Origin of the sequence: Marinobacter zhanjiangensis, assembly GCF_014651935.1 — a bacterium.
Classification (GTDB): Bacteria; Pseudomonadota; Gammaproteobacteria; order Pseudomonadales; family Oleiphilaceae; genus Marinobacter; species Marinobacter zhanjiangensis.
The window spans coordinates 319,126-340,038 of sequence record NZ_BMXV01000004.1 but is presented as its reverse complement, the minus strand read 5'-3'; the positions used below and the strand labels follow the sequence as shown (position 1 = coordinate 340,038).

General features: G+C 61.6%; 19 protein-coding genes. 10 read left to right on the top strand and 9 right to left on the bottom strand.

Translation table 11 applies throughout. The features are described 5' to 3' along the window. Positions 1-54: 54 nt before the first annotated feature. Positions 55-1,317, bottom strand: coding sequence for a transcription termination factor Rho (rho, locus tag IE079_RS10580; RefSeq protein ID WP_189576147.1), 1,263 nt, complete (start codon positions 1,315-1,317; stop codon positions 55-57). 385 nt (positions 1,318-1,702) lie between these two features. Between rho and moaB the strand changes: the two genes are divergently transcribed. Genes moaB through IE079_RS10560 form a run of 4 tightly spaced genes read left to right on the top strand, consistent with a single transcriptional unit; the run spans position 1,703 to position 4,212 of the window. Next, positions 1,703-2,275 carry a molybdenum cofactor biosynthesis protein B gene (gene moaB / locus IE079_RS10575; protein ID WP_189576145.1) on the top strand — a complete coding sequence of 191 codons (573 nt, stop codon included), beginning with the start codon at positions 1,703-1,705 and terminating at the stop codon, positions 2,273-2,275. Beyond that, positions 2,275-3,489 (top strand): molybdopterin molybdotransferase MoeA, encoded by a 1,215-nt coding sequence (locus IE079_RS10570; protein WP_189576143.1) that lies wholly within the window; start codon positions 2,275-2,277, stop codon positions 3,487-3,489. Before moaB ends, IE079_RS10570 begins: the two co-directional genes overlap by 1 nt. A 4-nt stretch (positions 3,490-3,493) precedes the next feature. Continuing rightward, positions 3,494-3,754: a molybdopterin converting factor subunit 1 gene (gene moaD, locus IE079_RS10565; protein ID WP_189576140.1), complete on the top strand. Its 261-nt coding sequence runs from the start codon at positions 3,494-3,496 to the stop codon at positions 3,752-3,754. A 2-nt stretch (positions 3,755-3,756) separates the two neighbouring features. Continuing rightward, on the top strand, positions 3,757-4,212 hold the full coding sequence (locus IE079_RS10560) for a molybdenum cofactor biosynthesis protein MoaE (RefSeq protein WP_189576138.1): 456 nt from the start codon (positions 3,757-3,759) through the stop codon (positions 4,210-4,212). A gap of 25 nt (positions 4,213-4,237) precedes the next feature. Here IE079_RS10560 and mobA read toward each other — a convergent pair whose 3' ends face one another. Further along, complete coding sequence (gene mobA, locus IE079_RS10555; protein WP_189576136.1) at positions 4,238-4,813, bottom strand: molybdenum cofactor guanylyltransferase MobA; 576 nt, start codon at positions 4,811-4,813, stop codon at positions 4,238-4,240. A 69-nt stretch (positions 4,814-4,882) separates the two neighbouring features. Then, positions 4,883-5,209, bottom strand: a complete 327-nt coding sequence (trxA, locus tag IE079_RS10550; protein ID WP_189576135.1) for a thioredoxin TrxA — start codon at positions 5,207-5,209, stop codon at positions 4,883-4,885. A gap of 303 nt (positions 5,210-5,512) precedes the next feature. Here trxA and ppx point away from each other — a divergent pair, with 303 nt between their 5' ends. After that, positions 5,513-7,027, top strand: a complete 1,515-nt coding sequence (ppx, locus tag IE079_RS10545) for an exopolyphosphatase (protein WP_265013639.1) — start codon at positions 5,513-5,515, stop codon at positions 7,025-7,027. A gap of 51 nt (positions 7,028-7,078) precedes the next feature. On the opposite strand, the gene IE079_RS10540 is transcribed toward ppx, so the two are convergent. Beyond that, positions 7,079-9,013: an ATP-binding cassette domain-containing protein gene (locus IE079_RS10540; RefSeq protein WP_189576133.1), complete on the bottom strand. Its 1,935-nt coding sequence runs from the start codon at positions 9,011-9,013 to the stop codon at positions 7,079-7,081. A 79-nt stretch (positions 9,014-9,092) separates the two neighbouring features. Between IE079_RS10540 and IE079_RS10535 the strand changes: the two genes are divergently transcribed. From IE079_RS10535 to bamJ, 3 genes are all read left to right on the top strand, one after another. Then, positions 9,093-9,635: a DUF2390 domain-containing protein gene (locus IE079_RS10535; RefSeq protein WP_189576132.1), complete on the top strand. Its 543-nt coding sequence runs from the start codon at positions 9,093-9,095 to the stop codon at positions 9,633-9,635. After that, the gene (locus tag IE079_RS10530) at positions 9,632-10,021 is read left to right on the top strand and encodes a DUF4124 domain-containing protein (RefSeq protein WP_189576131.1); all 390 of its coding nucleotides are present in this window, start codon (positions 9,632-9,634) and stop codon (positions 10,019-10,021) included. The genes IE079_RS10535 and IE079_RS10530 overlap by 4 nt, the downstream gene beginning before the upstream one ends. A gap of 130 nt (positions 10,022-10,151) precedes the next feature. Then, positions 10,152-10,874 (top strand): BamJ family beta-barrel-assembly machinery protein, encoded by a 723-nt coding sequence (gene bamJ, locus IE079_RS10525; protein WP_189576130.1) that lies wholly within the window; start codon positions 10,152-10,154, stop codon positions 10,872-10,874. A gap of 82 nt (positions 10,875-10,956) precedes the next feature. Here bamJ and rsd read toward each other — a convergent pair whose 3' ends face one another. Both rsd and IE079_RS10515 read right to left on the bottom strand, forming a co-directional pair. Continuing rightward, a complete protein-coding gene (rsd, locus tag IE079_RS10520; RefSeq protein WP_189576128.1) occupies positions 10,957-11,439 on the bottom strand; it encodes a sigma D regulator in 483 nt (160 codons plus the stop codon). 306 nt (positions 11,440-11,745) lie between these two features. Then, on the bottom strand, positions 11,746-12,246 hold the full coding sequence (locus tag IE079_RS10515; protein WP_189576126.1) for a disulfide bond formation protein B: 501 nt from the start codon (positions 12,244-12,246) through the stop codon (positions 11,746-11,748). Between the two features lie 117 nt (positions 12,247-12,363). Between IE079_RS10515 and IE079_RS10510 the strand changes: the two genes are divergently transcribed. After that, positions 12,364-12,813, top strand: a complete 450-nt coding sequence (locus tag IE079_RS10510; RefSeq protein ID WP_189576124.1) for a flagellar basal body-associated FliL family protein — start codon at positions 12,364-12,366, stop codon at positions 12,811-12,813. A gap of 21 nt (positions 12,814-12,834) precedes the next feature. Here IE079_RS10510 and gshA read toward each other — a convergent pair whose 3' ends face one another. From gshA to IE079_RS10495, 3 genes are all read right to left on the bottom strand, one after another. Beyond that, positions 12,835-14,388 (bottom strand): glutamate--cysteine ligase, encoded by a 1,554-nt coding sequence (gene gshA / locus IE079_RS10505; protein WP_189576122.1) that lies wholly within the window; start codon positions 14,386-14,388, stop codon positions 12,835-12,837. 84 nt (positions 14,389-14,472) lie between these two features. Then, on the bottom strand, positions 14,473-16,824 hold the full coding sequence (locus IE079_RS10500) for a Tex family protein (RefSeq protein WP_189576120.1): 2,352 nt from the start codon (positions 16,822-16,824) through the stop codon (positions 14,473-14,475). Positions 16,825-16,913: 89 nt separating this feature from the next. Next, positions 16,914-18,629, bottom strand: coding sequence for a putative bifunctional diguanylate cyclase/phosphodiesterase (locus IE079_RS10495; RefSeq protein WP_189576117.1), 1,716 nt, complete (start codon positions 18,627-18,629; stop codon positions 16,914-16,916). Positions 18,630-18,866: 237 nt separating this feature from the next. Between IE079_RS10495 and rep the strand changes: the two genes are divergently transcribed. Next, on the top strand, positions 18,867-20,885 hold the full coding sequence (gene rep, locus IE079_RS10490; RefSeq protein ID WP_189576116.1) for a DNA helicase Rep: 2,019 nt from the start codon (positions 18,867-18,869) through the stop codon (positions 20,883-20,885). The last annotated feature ends 28 nt before the right edge of the window (positions 20,886-20,913 follow it).

Here is a 20,913-nt window from a genome sequence, read left to right as displayed (position 1 = left end):
ACCCTGGAAGAATGCCCTCACCGGAGCAAAGGGTCGGAAGCACAAGGGGGTGGGTTAACGACGCTTCATGGACTGGAAGAATTCGTCGTTGGTCTTGGTGTCCTTGAGCTTGTCGAGCAGGAACTCGATGGCGGCGGTATCGTCGTCCATGGAGTGCAGCAGCTTGCGCAGGATCCAGATTCGCTGAATATCAGCCTCGGTCATCAGCAGGTCTTCACGGCGGGTGCCGGAGCTGCGAATGTTGAGGGCCGGGTAAACCCGCTTCTCGGCGATCTTGCGATCCAGGTGCACCTCCATGTTGCCGGTGCCCTTGAACTCCTCGTAAATCACCTCGTCCATCTTGGACCCGGTGTTCACCAGCGCGGTCGCCAGGATGGTCAGGCTGCCGCCTTCCTCCACGTTACGGGCCGCACCGAAGAACCGCTTGGGCTTTTCCAGGGCGTGGGCGTCAACACCACCGGTGAGTACCTTGCCGGACGACGGAATCACCGTGTTATAGGCGCGGGCCAGACGGGTAATGGAGTCCAGCAGGATAACCACATCCTTCTTGTGCTCCACCAGGCGCTTGGCTTTCTCGATCACCATTTCCGCCACCTGAACGTGACGGGCCGGGGGCTCGTCAAAGGTGGAGGCAATCACTTCGCCGCGCACGGTGCGCTGCATTTCCGTCACTTCCTCCGGACGCTCGTCAATGAGCAGTACCATCACATGGCACTCGGGGTTGTTACGGGTGATGGCCTGGGCGATGCCCTGCATCAGCAGCGTTTTACCGGCCTTGGGCGGCGATACGATCAGGCCCCGCTGGCCCTTGCCGATAGGCGCCACCAGGTCGAGGGTGCGTGAGGTCAGGTCTTCGGTGCTGCCATTGCCTGCCTCGAGCACCATCCGCTCATCCGGGAACAGCGGCGTCAGGTTTTCAAACAGAATCTTGTTGCGGGCGTTGTCCGGCTGGTCAAAGTTGATCTCATTGACCTTGAGCAGCGCGAAGTAGCGCTCGCCGTCCTTGGGGGGCCGGATCTTGCCGGCGACGGTGTCACCGGTACGGAGGTTGAAGCGGCGGATCTGGCTCGGGGACACGTAGATGTCGTCCGGGCCCGCCAGGTAAGAGGCGTCTGCAGACCTGAGGAAGCCGAAGCCGTCCTGCAGAATTTCCAGTACGCCGTCGCCGTATATGTCCTCGCCACTCTTTGCATGCTTTTTCAGGATCGTGAAAATCACGTCCTGCTTGCGCGACCGGGCCAGGTTTTCCAGGCCCATCTCTTGCGCAATATCGAGCAATTCGGGCATGGACTTCTGCTTGAGTTCGGTAAGATTCATAGTTTGTAGGATTATCAGGAATGGAAGTAAGCGATAGTTGGTATGACAGGGAAGCCCCTGAACGGATTGATCAGATAAACGCTAAAAAAAGTTGATGCTGGCCAGATGGAGCAACCGGTGGTGATGGAGTCCGGAAAGTATTGGGGCCAGGGACAAGGAGAACAACCGTTCGCCAGGCAAACAGGATAATCGACTACCCGTAGTGCGCCTGTCAAGTGTTGCCTTCCAATTTCGCATCAGATTTTTCAAGACGAAACCTGGTTCTCAATGGATTGGCCTCTCCGGTGAGGGGATTATCCCTACGCCCGTTGGGGTATTCCCTTCCAATGGCTGCTATCAATACGGATACTGTCACCATACGAATGAACACATTGCGGAGATTTCCATGAGCAGCACGCCCACCGGTGAACTGACCCCCCTCAATATCGCCCTGCTGACCGTTTCCGACACCCGGGGCCCGGCGGAGGATACGTCAGGTCAGTACCTGGAAGACCAGTTGCTGGCCACCGGTCACCGGCTTGCCGCCCGGCGCATGCTGCCAGACGATGTCTACCTGGTACGGGCGCTGATGTCCCGCTGGATTGCCGATCCGCAGATCCACGGGATCATCATCACCGGCGGCACCGGCTTCCATGAGCGGGACAGTACCCCGGAAGCGGTGGCTCCGCTGCTGGACAAGACGATTGACGGTTTCGGGGAGGAATTCCGGCGTCTGTCGCAGCAGGATATCGGCACCTCCACCATCCAGTCCCGGGCCTTCGGCGGTCTGGCCAACCACACGGTGATTTTCTGCCTGCCCGGTTCCACCGGCGCCTGCCGCACCGGCTGGGAAGGCATTCTCAGCACCCAGCTGGACAGCCGCCACGGCCCGTGCAATTTCGCCGCACTGGTTCAACGTAAGCCGGACCGGCCCCTGCACCGGGTGGACGAGCAGATTGGCGACAGGGCAGCAGGTTGATGGCTGGCCAGAACCTGACTTCCCTGGACGACGCGCTCGCGCACCTGCTGGACCGGGCGCGGGTGGTAACTCGGACCGCCACCCTGCCCCTCCACCAGACCCTGGGGCGTGTGCTGGCAGCGGATATCGCCGTACCGGCGGATGTACCACCGGCGGACAACAGTGCCGTTGACGGCTACGCCGTGCGCGCCGCGGATCTTGCCGATCACCCGGTGCTGCCGGTGTCTGGCCGGGTCGCCGCCGGTGAGCCGCCGGGGGAGCTTGAATCAGGCACAGCGGTACGCATTTTTACCGGCTCGGAAATCCCCGCCGGCGCCGATGCCGTGGTGATGCAGGAACGCACCGAGCAAAAGGACAGCGGCATTGCCATTACCGCTGCGGTGGAAACCGGCCAGAACATCCGGCGCCAGGGCCAGGACCTGAAACAGGGCGACACTGCCCTCTCCGCCGGCACCCCCATTCGTCCCCAGGAAATGGGCCTGCTGGGTTCCATGGGCATCGGTGAGGTCACGGTACTTCGCCGCCTGAGGGTGGCGGTATTCTCCACCGGCGATGAGTTGGTGGACCCGGGCCAGCCACTCCAGCCGGGGCAGATCTACAACACCAACCGCTTCACCCTGAGCGGGCTGTTGGAGGCCGTGGGTTGCGAGATCATCCGTTGCGAGACTCTCCGTGATGAACGGGGTGCCACCCGCGACAGCCTGCTGACCGCCGCTAAAGAGGCGGACCTGATCATTACCAGCGGCGGTGTTTCCGTGGGCGAGGAAGACCATGTGCGGGCGGTGCTGGAGAAGGAAGGCGAGCTTTCCCTGTGGCGTCTGGCCATCAAACCGGGCAAACCGTTGGCGTTTGGTGCCATTGGCGGCGTTCCGGTTCTGGGCCTGCCGGGCAATCCGGCCGCGGTGCTGGTGACCTTCCTGGTAGCAGGGCTGCCCTATATCCGCCACTGTCAGGGAAACCGCCGCTATCGCCCTATCGGGGAGCCCCTGCCCGCCGGTTTCACGGTGGACAAGGCCTCCATCCGGCGGGAATTTCTCAGGGCCCGCAAGGAAGATGGCCCGGACGGGGTAACCGTGAAGGCCTACCCCAACCAGAGTTCCGGCGTGCTGAGTTCCGCCTGCTGGGGCGATGGGCTGGCGGTTGTGTCGGAGGACACCACCGTCACCCCGGGTGATATCATTCGCTATTATTCCTTCAGTGAACTGCTCGGGTAACGCCATGGCCGAAGACACCGTAACCATTCGCTATTTTGCACGCCTGCGGGAGGAGCTGGACACGGACGGTGAGTCCGTGCCCTGCGCCGGGGCGCGGACCGCCGGCGACCTGCTGGCACAACTGGCCAGCCGGGGCGGCCCCTGGCAGCAACTGGTGGAGGGTCAGCCGGTAATGATCGCGGTCAACCAGGCCATGGCCAGACCGGAAACACCGGTTCAGCCCGGCGATGAGGTCGCTTTCTTTCCGCCGGTAACGGGAGGTTAGCCATGTCCGAAGTTCGGGTCGGTGAGGCGGATTTTGATGTGGCGCAGGAGTATGCCCGCCTGAGGGACAGTGGCGGTGGTACCGGTGCCATTGCGACTTTTACCGGACTGGTGCGGGATAGCGGTGATCTCAGTGGCGTGACCGGCCTGTACCTGGAGCATTATCCGGGCATGACGGAACAGGTGATTGAGGATCTGATCCGGCAGGCGCGGGAGCGTTGGCAGCTGCGTGCTGTGCGCGTCATCCACCGGGTCGGTACCCTGAAGCTGACGGATCAGATTGTGTTTGTGGGAGTGGCCAGCGCCCATCGGGAGGATGCTTTTGCTGCCTGCCAGTTCCTGATGGATATTCTCAAGACCAGTGTGCCTTTCTGGAAGAAGGAACTGACCGAGAGCGGCGAGCATTGGGTTGAACAGAAGGATACTGATGTTCGGCTTGGGGATCGTTGGGGGGAGTAATTACAGACTGTGGTGCCTGCCAGCACTAGTCGTCTGCTAGATAATTGATGTTATCCAGCAACGTTTCTGACTTGATTGTTACGGACCTTGCACCTGCCGCCTCTACGAATGCCATGACCTTGCGATTTCCTGCCCTTAGTCTCTTTTCCAGTTCTGGCACCAGTGATACCGGATAGACGCCATGCAGCGGATGCAGACGGTCGCCGGACCGGACTATAACCGCTACGCCGGGCTCGTCCTGGTAGGCGTCGTAGAGTGTACGAAACAGTTCGGGGGTGACATTGGGGGTGTCGCAGGGGGAGACGAGTACGGCGTCCGCCCCACACTCAGCCGCCGCCCTCAGCCCGGCCAGGAGACCGGCCATGGGGCCCTGCCACTGGAAACCATCGGAGTCGCTGATCAGGTGATCACTGTACAGCCGGTACTCTTCCAGGGAGCGGTTGGCGCTGATCCATACGGCTGTGACCACCGGTGCCAGGGCGTCGAGCACCCGGGCGACCAGGGGCCGGCCGTGCCAGTCGACCAGGCCTTTGTCGACACCGCCCATGCGGCGGCCTTCGCCGCCGGCCAGGATCAGGCCGGCAATAACTGATTTGCTCATTCTTTCAGCCATAAAAAAACCGCCCGTGAACCTGCTGTCCAGGGGCGGCCTTTGACCGGCAATCTGTGATTACAGGTTGCTGTCGAGGAACGCGGCGAGCTGGGACTTGGACAGCGCACCTACCTTGGTGGCGTCCACGTTGCCGTTCTTGAACAGCATCAGGGTGGGAATGCCCCGGATGTTGAACTTGGGCGGGGTCTGCTCGTTTTCGTCGATGTTCAGTTTGCAGACCTTGAGCTTTCCTTCGTACTCTTCGGCAATTTCCTCCAGTACCGGCGCGATCATCTTGCACGGGCCACACCATTCCGCCCAGTAGTCCACCAGTACGGGGGTGTCGGCGTTCAGTACGTCCTGATCAAAGGAATCGTCGGTTACGTTTACGATATTGTCGCTCATTGCTGTTTCCTGATTCTGTCACCAGGCCGGTCTCACGATGAGGTGAGGGGCACTTGGCGATCTGGATCTTTTGACGGTGAAGCCACCGTCGCGAATAAAATGTCGGGTGCTATGAGAAGGCGATGCCGTTACTTTACGCGATTTCTCATCTGCCTGTGAAGCGTCCCTATGTGCAAACCCTGACCTCTGGCGATGGACGGACCGTTACTGACAGGCTGGCACGGTTTCGCTTATAGTACCGACTCCGGCATTTCACGGGCAATGCGGCGCACTATAAACCGTGGCAAGAGGATTTCAAAACACGTGACGGCTTCAGACAACGCCAACCCTTCCGAGCTGCTTGCAGCCATTGATATGGGCTCCAACAGCTTTCACATGGTGGTGGCGCGCCAGGTTCACGGAGAAATACGAACCCTCGAGAAAATGGGCGAGAAGGTACAGCTGGGGGCCGGCCTGGATGAAGACAACAACCTTACCGAGGAAGCCCAGCAGCGGGGGCTGGATTGCCTCCGTCGTTTTGCCCAGCGGCTCAGCGGCATGCCCCAGGAGGCGGTGGAGATTGTCGGCACCAACGCCCTCCGGGTCGCCCGCAATGCCAACCAGTTTATAGCCCGCGCCGAGGAAGTGCTGGGCTACCCGGTGGAGATCATTGCCGGCCGGGAGGAGGCACGTCTGATCTATCTGGGTGTCGCCCATACCCTGTCCGATGATACCGGGCGCCGCCTGGTGGTGGACATCGGTGGGGGCAGCACCGAGTTCATCATTGGCGAGCGGTTTGAAACCCGGGCCCTGGAAAGCCTTCACATGGGCTGCGTGTCGTTTCGTAACCGTTACTTTGCGGATGGCAAGATCAACCGCCGGCAGATGGACCAGGCAGTCACCCACGCGTCTCAGGAGCTGCTCAATATCCGCTCCCGTTACCGTGAACTGGGCTGGCAGAGTTCAGTGGGCTCATCCGGCTCCATCAAGGCAGTCTCCAGCGTGTTGTCGACCCTGCGCATTACCGACGGCAGCATTGACCTGAAGAGCATGCGCGAGCTGCGCCGGCGGCTGATTGACATGGGCCATGTGCGCCGGCTTGCCGACCTGGGGGTCCGTACCGACCGCCAGAGCATCTTTCCCGCAGGCTTTGCCATTCTGCTGGCGGCCTTCGAGTCCCTGGGCGTGGAGAGCATGACCTACGCCGATGGTGCCCTGCGGGAGGGCCTGCTTTACGACATCATGGGCCGCATACAACACGAGGATGTGCGCGAACGCACCATCAGCGCCCTGCAGGAGCGCTATCAGCTGGACCAGCGCCATGGCGAGGCCGTGGAGGCGTCGGCTATCACCCTCTGGCAATCAGTCTGTCAGAGCTGGGGCATTGATACGGTGGCTGACGAGGAACTGCTGCGCTGGGCCTCACGCCTGCATGAAATCGGCCTGACCATCTCCCACAGCCAGTACCACAAGCACGGCGCCTACCTGCTGCGCTATTCCGACCTGCCCGGCTTCACCCAGCAGTTCCAGCAGGAACTGGCGACCCTGGTGCGAGGCCACCGCCGCAAGTTCAGCACCTCTATCTTCGAGGGCTTCTCGCCCCGGGATGCCGACCGGCTCAAGCGACTTTGCATACTCCTGCGCCTGGGCGTGTTGCTGCAACATGCCCGCAACTACGAGGCGCCTCCTGCCATAAAAGCCCAGGCCTCGGGAAAACAGCTGACCCTGACCTTTGACGAGGAATGGCTGAGCGATCGCCCGCTGACCCTGGCGGATTTCACCAACGAACGGGAATACATCGCCCGCCAGGGCTTTGACCTGGATATCCAGACCCGCTAGTGAATGCGCTGACCGAACGGGACACCCGGCAGACGAGGGTACCCGGGCAGGTCAGTCTAGCCGGGCTTCCAGCTCTTCCAGTTTTTCGCCGGTTTCCAGCCAGCTGGCTTCCGCCTTGTCCAGGGCAGCCTGGGCCGATGCCTGCGCCGCCAGCAGCTCTTTGAGCCGGTCCTTGTTGCCGGCCTCGTACAGAGAGGCGTCGGACAGTGCGTCTTCCAACTCCGCCAGTCTGGCCTGCTCCGCTTCGATCGTTTTTTCCGCCCGCGCCAGCTGTTTTTTCCAGGGGCTGAGCTGCTGGCGCAGTTCCGCCTGTTCCCGTTTGCGAACCTTGCGCTGGTCGGCGGTCAGGCCGGAACCGGGGTCGGCTTCGGTGTCGGGCGCCCGGGTTTCCCGCCTTGGCGGCTGGTCATCGTCCTTGCGGCGATCCGCCAGCCAGCGCTCGTAATCTTCCAGATCACCCTCATAGGGCGTCACGGTGCCATCACTGACCAGCCAGAACTGGTCCACGGTATTGCGCAGCAGATGGCGATCGTGGGAGACCACCACCATGGCACCCTCGAAATTCTGCAACGCCATGGTCAGGGCCTGCCGCATTTCCAGGTCCAGGTGGTTGGTGGGCTCGTCCAGCAGCAACAGGTTGGGTTTCTGCCAGGCAATCACCGCCAGGGCCACCCGCGCCTTTTCGCCGCCGGAGAAGGAGCGGATCGGCGACAGGGCTTCATCACCGTGGAAATCGAAGCCGCCCAGGAAATTGCGGATGCTCTGTTCGGAAGCGGTCGGCGACAGGCGCTGCAGGTGCAGAAACGGGCTGGCGTCCAGGTCCAGTGACTCCAGCTGGTGCTGCGCAAAGTAGCCGATGGACAGGTGCTCGCCACAGGTACGTTCGCCGCCGAGCAGGGTGGCTTCTCCGCGCAGGGCATCCATCAGGGTGGATTTGCCGGCACCGTTGGGGCCCAGCAGACCGATACGGCTGCCTGGCAGCAGGGTCAGGTTGAGCCCGGACAGCACCTCCGTGTTGCCGTGGCCGGCTCTGCCATGGCGTATCGACAGCAGCGGGTTGGATACCTTGTCCGCCATCGGGAAGGTAAAACTGAACGGCGAGTCGATATGGGCCGGCGCAATCTGCTCCATCCGCTCCAGTGATTTGACCCGGCTCTGGGCCTGCCGCGCCTTGGTGGCCTGGGCCCGGAAACGGTCGATAAAGCGCTGGATCTCGGCAACCCGGGCCTGCTGTTTCTCGTAGTTGGCCTGCTGCTGTGCCAGCCGTTCGCTGCGCTGGCTCTCGAAGGCGGAATAGTTGCCGGTGTACTGAATCAGCTGCCTGCGCTCAAAGTGAATAATGTGGGTGGCCACCCGATCCATGAAATCCCGGTCGTGGGAGATAAACAGCAGTGTACCCGGATAGCGGGCCAGCCAGTTTTCCAGCCACAGGCAGGCATCCAGGTCCAGGTGGTTGGTGGGCTCGTCCAGCAACAGCAGATCAGACGGCTTCATCAGCGCCTGGGCCAGATTCAGCCGGATTCGCCAGCCACCGGAAAACGAGGACACCGGGCGGTCCGCATCGCCGTCCACAAAGCCCAGCCCGCGAATCAGGGTTTCCGCGCGCCGGGGTGCGGACCACGCCTCGTGCACATCCAGCTCGCCGTGAATCCGCGCCATGGCGTTATCGTCACCGGAGGCCTCCGCGCGAGCCAGTTCCGCTTCCAGCTCCCGCAGGCGAGTGTCACCATCCAGCACGAAATCCCGCGCACTGCGTGCGGTCGCTTCCACTTCCTGTGCCATGTGAGCAATCCGGCAACCGCCGGGCAGGTTCACACTGCCCTGCTCCGGGCTCAACTGCCCCAGCAGCAACTGGAACAGGCTGGTCTTTCCCGCCCCGTTGGAGCCGACAATGGCAACCCGCTGGCCTGGCTGGATAGTGACGCTGGTGGACTCTAGCAACCAGACACCACCGCGTTGTAAACTGAGATCGGTTATCGTAAGCATTGCAGGATTATAACGCCCCGAGCGGACCGGGCGTTAATCGTGAAGCTGCGGAACAGGCAAAACAGACAAAGAGCGGGTAATGCCAGAAACGGACACCCGGCACAACGGGCCGGACACAGACACGCCACTCTGGCAATTTGCCCTGGCACTCTGGCAACAGGATGCTGCCCGTGACTTGCTCCTGTGCCTGCAGGAGCAAGGCTGGAGCGTAACCCGATTACTCTGTGCGGCCTGGCTGGCCAGTCAGGGGGCGGCCTGGTCCGGCAACGAACCACAAGCCATTCAGCAGTGGCGGCGGAATGTGACAGAGTCGATACGATCTTTGAAGAAATCCCTCGATAAATCAGATAGCCTGCTCACCCCCCTGAGGGAGAGCCTGGCCCGGTCGGAGCTGGAAGCCGAGCGAGTAGAGCTGTACCGGGCATGGTTGGCGATACGGGAAACCGAGCCTGCCGACAGCCCTGTGGATGTGGACCGGATGGCGGAGTACAACCTCCGGCAGGCGGCCCCGGCAAACACCAGCAGCAACGACACAACGGAGCCCATGATCAGACACCTGGCACAGCTCATCAGCGCCACCTCGCACGGGACCCCCGATCAACCGCGAGGGCAAGGGGCATGACCCGATGGCTGATCCGGCTCGCCTTCCCCGCCCTGGCCGTTCTGGTGGGCTTTATCGTCTACGGCGTTAAAGCTCCGGATAACCCCGCCGGCCAGAGCCCGGAACAGAGCGAGTCCGACACCATCCCCTCCTTCGAGGCCGTGGTACCGGCGCCCGTTATCCCCGAGGGACCGGAAATCGTTTTCAAGTGGCAGGACGAAGACGGCGGCTGGCACTACGCCGATCAGCCACCCGCCGAGGGGCCGTGGTACACGCTGACCGTCGACCCCGGCCCGGAAACCCGGCCGGCCACCCCCGACGGCCCCGACCCGGCGGATGAAGACCTGAATTCCCCCTATTCCGCCCCGTTTTCCCTTGGCCCCCGTTACCCCGAAAACGGCAGCTGAGCAAACGACCGGCAGCGGGTATCATTATCACGCCAGAATTACGACACTGTCAGTGGCATCCGGGCCTTTAAGGAGTTACCTTTTGCCCGAGTGGACACCAGAAAACACAATCAATCTGACAGGAACGATCATGAAGAAATCGCTTATTGCTCTCTCGGTTGCCGGCATCCTCGCCGGGTGCACAGCCGGCACACAGACCCCCGAGGTAACCCAGGCGCCCCTGGAAACCAACAGCCAGAAAGTCAGCTACGGTATGGGCATCGTGTTTGCCGAGCGCATCAAGAACGACCTGCCGAATCTGGAGCTGGAGCAATTCATCGAAGGCTTCCGCCTGGCCCACGGCGGTAGCGAGGAGGCCCGCCTGAGCGATAGCGAAATTCAGGACGCGATGATGGCCTACCAGCAGGAAATGCAGCAAAAGCAACAGCAGGAAATGCAGCAGACCGCGACCGAGAACCAGGAAAAAGGCGAAGCCTTTCTGGCCGAGAATGCCGAGCGCGAGGAAGTCATGACCACCGACTCGGGCCTGCAGTATGAAGTGCTGGAAGAAGGCGATGGCGAGAAGCCCGCCGCCGAGGATGAAGTGAAGGTTCACTACACCGGCGAGTTGCTATCCGGAGAGGTTTTCGACAGCTCCCGTGAACGGGGGGAGCCCGTCACCTTCCGCCTGAACCAGGTGATTGCTGGCTGGACCGAGGGCCTGCAGCTGATGAACGAAGGCAGCCGTTACAAGCTGTACATTCCGTCGGACCTGGCCTACGGCCCGGGTGGTAACAGGGGCATCGGCCCCAATGAGACCCTGGTGTTCGATGTGGAACTTCTGGAAGTGAACCCGGAAGCCGGCCAGGAGTAAATCCGCTACCTGTCCAGGCGAAACAGGAAGGGCGGCCTCCGGGCCGCCCTTCCTGTATGCCGCGCAATCACACCGGGCATGGTCAGACCGAGGAAGGAACCTTGTCGGCGTGGGCGTTGTGCAGGTACTCGATCAGGAAATCTTCCAGTTCGAACCGGGTCTCCAGGGCTTCACCCAGCCGGGACAACTCCGCCATCAGATCGTCCATCTCCGACGCTGCCGGCCGCTTGCCATCGATTCGTTCGTTGAAGTCCAGCACCACTTCGGTCGTCTCGCTGATCCGGGGGTACAATCGCCCTGCCAGCTCAGTGCCGCCGTCATCGAACTCCCGGGCCTCCTGAATCAGTTGCTCGTAAATCTCGAAGTGACCGGCCGAGGTATAGTCCACCAGAATCTCGCAGAGCCGCTCCAGCTTCTTGCCCAGGTCTTCCGAGGCTGTGTCCCGGGCCGTGTCCGACAGATCGCAGTAATGCACCAGTAATTCCTGACGCTCCTTGAGCCAGCGATCAATCAGTTGGTGAACGCCTCCCCAGCGCTCCTTCGCATTCTGGCAGTGGTCTAGCATGGTGCCTCCCGGGCAGACTTACTTTTGGTGGTGTTGGCTTGCTGTCTCAGCCAGTGCCCGTCTGGTCCATTGGGTGACCAACGGGGCACTGGCGTTAATGTTAACCAAGTTACCCCAATTCCGATCAGCCGGGCAAGCGCGGAAGAGCACCCCGTGGAAGAGTCAGTACAAACACTATCGGGTCAGTCGATAGAGGCGTCAGAGCCAGGCATCGCGGGTGCCTGCAGAGCAAAAACAAAAACGCCCCACCATGATGGCAGGGCGTCAGATTTCAGCTGCAAAGAGCCGTCGGTGACTGTACAGCCCTCAGCGATCAGTACTCGTTCCGCGGACCAGACCAAACAGAATACCCAGGCCAGCCAGAATGATCAGGGTAAAGAATACGGCGGTCCAGCCCGGAATGCTGAGTCCCAGGAAGGTCCAGACGACCTTGGCGCAATCGCCGGTACCCTTGACGGCCATGGCCAGCACATCTATCAGCGGAAACACTTCCAGCATGTAGTCCACGGACGAACCGCAGGCCGGCACCTGATCCGCCGGCAGGCTTTGCAGCCATAACTGGCGCCCTGCCAGGCCCAGGCCGATACCGCCGGTCAGCGCCAGCAGGAAACCGTATATGCGGCTACCGATGTTCCCGGGGTTGTGCAACACCGCCACCAGCCCCACGGCACCCACTGCCATGAACGCAAAGCGTTGCAACCAGCACAGCGGACAGGGCTCCAGGCCCATGACATACTCCATGTAGAACGCCACCGCCAGTAACCCGGCGGGCACCAGAAACGCAAAAAGATAAACCAGCCTGCGCATATAAACCCCAACCTTCTGCCAAACCCCTGAGCACAGTGAACCGCAATGGCTGCATCAGCCCCCGGGTCCTGATATTGTGCGAGTCAGAATTCCTGTCAAAATGAAACAAGAGCGCCGATGATGAATCGACCCCTTACCCTGTGGATCAGCCTGCTCCTCGCCGCCGCCCTGTCGCTGCCTGCTGTGGCCGCCGACGATGACGAAGAGGCATCGGAAGACAGCGAGGAAACCACAGAAAGCCACACTGAATACGTGGAAATGAGGCCGTCCTTTGTCACCCACGTGGGCGAACCCAGCGAGCGCCCGGCCTACCTGAAGGCCAATGTCAGCCTGCGGGTCGGCACCGAAACCGCCAGGGACGCCATTGAAACCCATATGCCCCGCCTGCGCCATGAACTGGTCATGCTTTTTGGCGAACAGTCCGACCTGCAGACGCTGTCCGGCAGCGAAGGCCAACAAGCACTGCGGCGGGAGGCCCGTGATCGCATGAACCAGGTACTGGAAGAACAGCAGACCGGCGAACAGGTTGTCGACGTGCTGTTCACCTCCTTTGTGATCCAGCGTTAGCCAGGGAGAATACCCAGACCCTCAACTGGCCAGGTAGTGCTCCAGAAATTCCGCGAAGCTGCCCTGGTCGGACTGTTCCATGGCGCGCTGCTCCTCCAGCGATTCCCGGGTCATCTTCTCGAAGTCGGCCCGTACCTGTTCATCCGGCACTGCATCCTGCAGAGCCTGCTGGTGCTCCCGGGACAGTGCCAGGGTCCAGTCCCGATGACCTTGCCCGGTGCTTTCCATGGCCGCGAGAACCCGGGCCGAGGGCAGCAGTGAGGGGTCTTCCACCTTGTTGCGCTGCACCTCCAGGGCTTCCCGGTAACGGGTGCCGCCCTGCCACTGGTCAAGCTGCTCCGCCAGACCCTGCAGATCGTCCAGGGCCTCCCGGGCGGCATCCATCACCGGCGTGGACTGGTCGCAGCGGGTCAGTCTCAGGTCGGGGTTGCGCCCCTCATTGATCACATCCTTGTAGTTGTCATCCAGGCGTTCGCACTCGGCATCATCAATACGCGGGCTGTCCCTGAGCAGGCAGCCCAGCAGGAACAGGTCCAGGAAATCCACCTGCGGTGCATTCAGACCAAGGGGTGAAAACGGATCCAGATCCAGGCAGCGCACTTCGATGTACTCCACACCCCGGTCATCCAGGGCCTGAATGGGCTTTTCGCCCCGCTCGGTTGTACGCTTGGGGCGCACCGCACTGTAGTACTCGTTCTCGATCTGCAGAATGCTGGTGTTGAGCTGTATGAACTGATCCCCCCGGCGGGTGCCGATCTTCTGGTATTCCGGCCAGTCGGTGTGGATGGCACGTTCCAGGGTTTCGGTGTAGGTCTTCAGCTCGTTGAAGCAGATGTTCAGGGAAGACTGGGCGTTATTGTGATAGCCAAGATCGCCCATACGCAGCGAGGTGGTATAAGGACCGTACCAGGAATCGCGGCCCAGCGGCGCAAGCTGGTGCTTCATGCCCTTCACAAAGCTGGCATCCAATGCCGGCGAAGCGCCGAACAGCAGCATCAGCAGCCAGCTGCGACGGCGGAAGTTCCGGATCAGCCAGAAGTACTGGTCCGACTTGAAGTCCCTGAGGGGCTGGCCGCCGCCCAGCATCTGCTGCCACTTTTGCCAGAAGCTATCCGGCAGCGACAGGTTGTAGTGGGCGCCGGCGATACTCTGCATCATGCGCCCGTAACGCACCGCCAGCCCCTGGCGGTAGACATGCTTGAGCTGACCGATATGGGAGCTGCCATATTCAGCGATGGGGATGCTGGGGTCGCCATCCAGCTCACAGGGCATGCTTGCTGACCAGAGCACCTCGTCCCCCAGGTGCTGCTGCACAAACCAGTGGATATCCCGCAGCGAGGTCAGCATTTCCTCGGTACTGCGGCACACCGGCGTGATCAGCTCCATCAGCGACTCGGAGTAGTCCGTGGTGATGCGAGGGTGTGTCAGCGCCGAGCCCAGCGCTTCCGGGTGCGGCGTCTGGGCAATAAAACCGTTGCGGTCCACCCGCAAGCCCTCTTTCTCGGCCCCTTTCAGGAAACCGTCCCAGTCACTGGCCGTGAGCTGTGAAAACAGCGCCTGGCGCGATGCACCCATGGTTGACTCCTCTGATCACCAGGTAAACGGCCTGATCGCCGTTGCGGACAATGTGTGGGGGCAATGTGCCCTATCAATCAATCTTCAGCGCTTGCCCTTGGCCGACGCCATGGCCTGGGCCAGCGCGCCGGCCATGGCACCCTGTGGCTGTTGCTGTTGTTTCGGCTTGCCCTTGCCGTTATCACGCGCCCCGGCGCCCTGTCCGGGCTTACCGGCAGCCTTGCGGTCGCCCTGCCCCCGCTCCGGCCGGTTGCTCTCGCCGGGTTTGTCGTCCAGGCGCATGGACAGGGCAATCCGCTTGCGGGGAATGTCCACGTCCATAACCTTGACCTTGACGATATCCCCGGCCTTGACCACTTCCCGCGGGTCCTTGACGAAGTCGTGGGACAGGGCGGAAATGTGCACCAGCCCGTCCTGGTGCACACCGATATCAACAAATGCACCGAAGTTGGTGACGTTGGTGACAGTACCTTCCAGAGTCATGCCCGGCTTGAGGTCGTTCAGGGTTTCCACGCCTTCCTGGAAACTGGCAAAACGGAATTCCGGCCGCGGATCCCGCCCCGGCTTCTCCAGCTCGGCGATGATGTCACGGATGGTGGGCACACCAAACCGTTCGGTGACATAGTCCTCCGGGTTCAGGGAACGCAAAAAGCTGACATCCCCCACAAGGTCCGCCACCTTGCGGGCATTTTTCTCCGCAATGGCCGCCACCACGCCGTAGGCCTCGGGATGTACGGCGGAACGGTCCAGAGGGTTCTCTCCCTGGCTGATACGCAGGAAACCGGCGGCCTGTTCAAAGGTCTTCGGACCCAGGCGAGGCACCTCCAGCAGCTGCTTGCGGCTGCGGAAAGCGCCGTTGCGACTGCGAAAATCGATGATGTTCTCGGCGGTGCCGGGGTTGAGACCGGACACTCTTGAAAGCAGCGGTGCGGACGCGGTGTTCAGGTCCACCCCGACACCGTTGACACAATCCTCCACCACCGCATCCAGGCTGCGCGCCAGCTGCACCTGGGAGACATCATGCTGGTACTGGCCGACACCAATGGACTTGGGTTCGATCTTGACCATCTCGGCCAGCGGATCCTGCAGGCGACGGGCGATGGATACGGCGCCGCGGATGGTGACGTCCAGGTCGGGCAGCTCCCGGGATGCAAATTCGGAGGCGGAATAGATCGAAGCGCCAGATTCACTGACCACAATGCGATTGAGCTTCAGCTCCGGGTAACGTTTGCAGAGATCGGCCACCAGTTTCTCGGTTTCCCGGGAAGCGGTGCCGTTACCGATGGCCACCAGCTCGATGTTGTATTCCCGGCACCATCTGGCCATCTGCTCAATGGCCTGGTCCCACTGGTTCTTCGGCGCGTGGGGGTAAATGGCGCCATGACCGGCAACCTGGCCGGTGGCGTCGATGATCGCGACCTTTACTCCGGTGCGCAAGCCGGGGTCCAGGCCCAGGGTGGCGCGGGGACCAGCCGGCGCCAGCAGGAGCAGGTCCTTGAGGTTGTTGGCGAACACCTGGATAGCCTCGGCCTCGGCCGCTTCGCGAACCTGAGCCATGAGGTCGGTTTCCAGCTGGGTGGACAGCTTGACCCGCCAGGTCCAACGCACCACTTCCGACAACCAGCGGTCCGCCGGCCGGCCATCGTCGCGGATACGCCAGTGGGCGGCGATCTTGCCTTCCGCCGGATGCGGTACGCGACGATCATCGCTCTCGCCCTCAACGGCAATACCATAGGTGAGAATGCCTTCGTTTCGTCCCCGCAGTACCGCCAGGGCCCGGTGGGAGGGCATCTTCTTCAGGGGCTCCCGGTGGTCGAAGTAGTCCCGGAACTTGGCGCCCTCGTATTCCTTGCCTTCGATCACGCTGACCTTCAGCACACCTTCATTCCACAGGTAGTCTCGTAAGCGGCCCAGCAATTCGGCGTCCTCGGCGAACCGCTCCATCAGGATATTGCGGGCTCCCTCAAGGGCGGCCTTGACGTCTTCCACGCCGGCTTCCGGGTTGAGATAGCCGGCTGCCACGGTTTCCGGATCCTGGCCCGGGTCGTCGTACAGGGTATCCGCCAGCGGTTCCAGACCAGCCTCGCGGGCAATCTGGGCCTTGGTGCGACGCCTCGGCTTGTAGGGCAGATACAGATCTTCCAGACGGTGTTTGGTCTCCGCCGCATTAATATCGTTGCGGAGCTCGTCGGTCAGTTTGCCCTGTTCATCGATGCTGTTGAGGATGGTCTCCCGGCGATCTTCCAGTTCCCGCAGATATCGCAGCCGTTCTTCCAGGTTCCGCAGCTGGGTGTCGTCCAGGGCACCAGTGACTTCTTTCCGGTAGCGGGCGATGAAGGGCACGGTGGCGCCCTCGTCCAGCAGGGCAATGGTTGCGTTTACCTGTTGTTCACGAACGCCGAGTTCTTCGGCAATACGAGCGGGGATACGGATCATGCTGTGTTACCTGAATGGGGGACCTTCGACTGCTGCGGAAGCAGGCGGTCCCTGACTGTATTAAGCTGAGGAGCAAAAGGTACAGGGCCTTACTCCGGCAGGCAAGCCAGGCGATTGCGGTCGTGCAGGAAAGTGATCAGATCGGACCAGGGCATGGGCCTGGCGTAATAGAATCCCTGCACCTCGTCGCAGTGCTGTTCCCGGAGGAAATCCAGCTGGCCCTCGGTCTCTGCACCCTCTGCCACCACGCTCATCTGCAGGCTGTGGGCCAGGCTGATGATGGCGCGGATAATGTGCTCCGAGTCCCCGGACTGCCCCAGAGCCTGAACGAAGGACTTGTCGATCTTCACCAGGGAAATGGGCAGATGCTGCAGGTTGGTGAGCGAGGAATAGCCGGTACCGAAGTCGTCCAGGGCAAAGCTGATGCCCAGCTGGCTGAGTTCCCGCAAACAGCGCTGGGCATAGTCCGGGTCATGCATCATGGCGCTCTCGGTCAGCTCCAGCTCGAGTAGCGAGGTGTCGACATTGGCGTTGAAGATAATGCGAAAGATGGTTTCCGTCATCTTGCGGTCGTGAAACTGGCGGAAGGACAGGTTGACGGCGAACACCAGCCCGGGGAAACCCAGATCGGCGGATTCACGCAGGCGCTCACAGGCCTGCTCGATCACCCAGTAGCCGATCGGCACGATCAGCCCGCTACGCTCGGCGGCGGGAATGAACTCGTCGGGCATCACCAGGCCACGGGTCGGGTGGTTCCAGCGGATCAGGCACTCCACCCCCCTGACCTCGCCGGTGACAAGATCAATGCGCGGCTGGTAATAGAGTTCCAGTTCATTGCCCCGCAGCGCATTGCGCAGGTCCCCTTCCAGTTTGATCTGGTGGCCGGCGGAGATATGCAGCTGCCGGTTGTAGAACCGGTAGCTGGTACCGGCATCGCGCTTGGCCTCGAACATGGCCCGGTTGGCCCGCCGCAGCAGCGTTTCCGGCGTATCGCCGGCCTCCGGGAACGTGGACACGCCCAGACTGGCGGTCACGCCGACCAGATTGCCGCCAACATTGACCGGGTCACCCAGGGCCGCCACCAGCTTGCGCACGATATGGGACAGGTCGAGGGAATCGTCCACGTTCTCGGCGATCACCGCCAGCTCGTCGCCGCCGATACGCATCAGGGAATCCACCCGGCGAATCACCTTGCGCAGCCGTTCCGCCAGCTTGAGCACCAGCTCGTCACCTCGACTGTAGCCCAGGGACTCATTCACGGTACGGAAATCGTCGATATTGATATGCACCAGCGCCAGCCGGTGATCGCCCCGCTCCGCCCTGAGGATGGCCTGCTGCAGCCGGTCAAAGAACAGGTTGCGGTTGATGAAGCCGCTGGCCACATCCCGCCCCATCTGGCCCCCGGCACTGTCCTCCAGCTGCCGGCGGAACCAGACACAGCGAACCGCCCGGCCGAGAGACCAGCGCTCAAGGCGAGCCTTGCTCAGGTAGTCGGCAGCACCGCTGGCCATCATTTCCTGGCTGAGCTCATCTTCGCTGGCGGCACCCAGGGCTATGACCGGCTTTTCATTGCCGGCAACGGAAAGGTACTGCAGGAAACCGGCTGCGGAGCCGGCGTGGAAGGTGCACTCCCACAGCAGCACATCGAAATGGGCATTGAGCAGCAGATCCCCCAGGTCGTCCGGGTCCGGACACCAGGTCAACTCCGGCACGAAATCCTGATGGCCACGGAGCAGATTGCCGTACCAGAGGAAATCAGTGTGTTCCCCGGCCAGGACGAGGATCCGCAGATTATCGGACTGCATGAAAATTCTGGTGCTCTCTGTTCCCGGAGCTGCCCAGCTGCAGGTACCGCAAAACCCCGGAGCCGTGTCCTGAAAGCGATTTCCCGCCCCGCTGCAAGGGATTGAGGGGCAGCCGCTTCCCATATTGTCGACATATCACTTGATTCAACCTACACGATAGCTGAAAGCCACAGAAGATACAGAATTTACACTCAGGTAGAATGCTCCTTTGTATTTAAATCCCACGCCAGGTGAATTGTGTCACAACTCAACCCACGTCAACGCGAAGCTGTCCGCTACATCGACGGCCCCCTGCTGGTACTGGCCGGAGCCGGTAGTGGCAAGACCAGCGTTATTACCCGCAAGATTGCCTACCTGATCGAACAGGCAGGCATACCGGGGCGACATATTGCCGCAGTGACCTTCACCAACAAGGCCGCCCGGGAAATGAAGGAGCGAGTGGGCAAGCTGGTCGACCGCAAGCTGACCCGGGGCCTGACGGTGTCCACCTTTCACAACCTGGGCATGCACATCATCCGGGAAGAACTGGCCCACCTGGGCTACCACCCGGGCTTCTCCATTTTCGATGCGGAAGACGCCAAGGCCCTGCTGCAGGACCTGATGCTGCGGGAAGCCAGCGCTGACGCGGGTGACGAACTGTCGGCCATCCAGAGCACCATCTCCACCTGGAAAAATGACATGAAGGGTCCGCAGGATGCCTGGAGCAAGGCGGCCGACGAACGGGAGCAGCGCATTGCGCTGATCTACAAGCGCTACCAGCAGTATCTCAAGGCTTACAATGCCGTCGACTTTGACGACCTGATCCTGTTGCCGGTGCAACTGTTCCATACCGTGCCGGAGGCCCTGGCCAAATGGCGCCGCAAGATCCGCTACATGCTGGTGGATGAGTACCAGGACACCAACCTGTGCCAGTACGAGCTGGTCAAACTGCTGGTGGCGGAAAGGGCGGCCTTTACAGTGGTGGGCGATGATGACCAGTCCATCTATGCCTGGCGTGGCGCCCGGCCGGAAAATCTGGTGCAGCTCAAGGCAGACTTCCCCAGCCTGAAGATCGTCAAGCTGGAGCAGAACTACCGCTCCACCGCCCGTATCCTGCGCTGCGCCAACGACGTCATTGCCAACAACCCCCACGTGTTCGAAAAGGTCCTGTGGAGTGATCACACCATCGGCGACGAACTGCGCATCGTGCGCTGCCGCAACGAAGACGCCGAGGTACACCGGGTAGCCTCGGAAATCATCGACCAGAAGCTCAAGAAGGGCCTGCAGTTCCGGGATTTTGCGGTGCTGTACCGGGGCAACCACCAGGCCCGGCTGCTGGAGATGAAGCTGCAGGCGTTCCAGATTCCCTATCGAATTTCCGGCGGCCAGTCGTTCTTCGCCAAGAACGAAATCCGCGACGCCATGGCCTACCTGCGGCTGCTGATCAACCCGAACGACGATGCCGCCTTCCTGCGGGTGGTCAATGTGCCCCGGCGGGAAATCGGGCCCCGCACCCTGGAGCAGCTGAGCCACTATTCGCGCTCCCGGGATATCAGCATGCACCGGGCCCTGGATGAAATGGGCGTGGAAACCCATGTTACCGAGAAGGGCCTGGACCGGTTGCGCCGCTTCCGCCATTGGGTGGAAGCCACCTGCCGTCGCCTGTACGAGGAAGACCCGATACCGGTGCTGAAACAGCTGTTCACCGATATCGAGTATGAGGAGTGGCTGCACCAGCATGCTGCCAGCCCGAAGGCGGCCACGCGGCGCATGGAGAACATCTGGTACCTGATCGATTCTGTACAGCGGATGCTCGACAACGACAAGGGCACCGCCGACGAAACCACCATCGAAGATGCCATCAGCCGGCTGATCCTCCGGGACCTGATGGAACAGCAGGAGGAAGAGGACGACAGCGACAAGGTCCAGTTGCTGACCCTGCACGCATCAAAGGGCCTGGAGTTTCCCCACGTGTTCATCATGGGCCTGGAAGAGGAAATCCTGCCCCACCGGGCGAGCATCGAGGAAGGCAATATCGAGGAAGAGCGTCGCCTGATGTACGTGGGTATTACCCGGGCACGGGAAACCCTGACCCTGACCTATGCCGGTCAGCGGCGACAGTATGGCGAGAAGATCGAACCCATCCCCAGCCGATTCCTGGACGAGTTACCGGAAGACGATGTACGGCGGGAAGGCATGGGCGACCTGGATCAGGAAGCCAACCAGGAGAAAGGCAAGGCTACCCTCAGCGCGTTACTGGGAGACCTGGGGGGGTGAAACGTATCGGGGGGAAGACGCGGACTGG

Bases quoted from the DNA above. Each gene is read 5' to 3' on its own strand.
- trxA (WP_189576135.1), bottom strand. From the start codon at position 5,209: ATGAGCGACAATATCGTAAACGTAACCGACGATTCCTTTGATCAGGAC.
- IE079_RS10515 (WP_189576126.1), bottom strand. From the start codon at position 12,246: ATGCGCAGGCTGGTTTATCTTTTTGCGTTTCTGGTGCCCGCCGGGTTA.
- gshA (WP_189576122.1), bottom strand. From the start codon at position 14,388: ATGGGTGCATCGCGCCAGGCGCTGTTTTCACAGCTCACGGCCAGTGAC.
- IE079_RS10570 (WP_189576143.1), top strand. From the start codon at position 2,275: ATGGCTGGCCAGAACCTGACTTCCCTGGACGACGCGCTCGCGCACCTG.
- bamJ (WP_189576130.1), top strand. From the start codon at position 10,152: ATGAAGAAATCGCTTATTGCTCTCTCGGTTGCCGGCATCCTCGCCGGG.
- mobA (WP_189576136.1), bottom strand. From the start codon at position 4,813: ATGAGCAAATCAGTTATTGCCGGCCTGATCCTGGCCGGCGGCGAAGGC.
- IE079_RS10540 (WP_189576133.1), bottom strand. From the start codon at position 9,013: ATGCTTACGATAACCGATCTCAGTTTACAACGCGGTGGTGTCTGGTTG.
- IE079_RS10495 (WP_189576117.1), bottom strand. From the start codon at position 18,629: ATGCAGTCCGATAATCTGCGGATCCTCGTCCTGGCCGGGGAACACACT.
- rsd (WP_189576128.1), bottom strand. From the start codon at position 11,439: ATGCTAGACCACTGCCAGAATGCGAAGGAGCGCTGGGGAGGCGTTCAC.
- IE079_RS10500 (WP_189576120.1), bottom strand. From the start codon at position 16,824: ATGATCCGTATCCCCGCTCGTATTGCCGAAGAACTCGGCGTTCGTGAA.
- IE079_RS10560 (WP_189576138.1), top strand. From the start codon at position 3,757: ATGTCCGAAGTTCGGGTCGGTGAGGCGGATTTTGATGTGGCGCAGGAG.
- moaD (WP_189576140.1), top strand. From the start codon at position 3,494: ATGGCCGAAGACACCGTAACCATTCGCTATTTTGCACGCCTGCGGGAG.
- IE079_RS10530 (WP_189576131.1), top strand. From the start codon at position 9,632: ATGACCCGATGGCTGATCCGGCTCGCCTTCCCCGCCCTGGCCGTTCTG.
- moaB (WP_189576145.1), top strand. From the start codon at position 1,703: ATGAGCAGCACGCCCACCGGTGAACTGACCCCCCTCAATATCGCCCTG.
- IE079_RS10510 (WP_189576124.1), top strand. From the start codon at position 12,364: ATGATGAATCGACCCCTTACCCTGTGGATCAGCCTGCTCCTCGCCGCC.
- IE079_RS10535 (WP_189576132.1), top strand. From the start codon at position 9,093: ATGCCAGAAACGGACACCCGGCACAACGGGCCGGACACAGACACGCCA.
- rho (WP_189576147.1), bottom strand. From the start codon at position 1,317: ATGAATCTTACCGAACTCAAGCAGAAGTCCATGCCCGAATTGCTCGAT.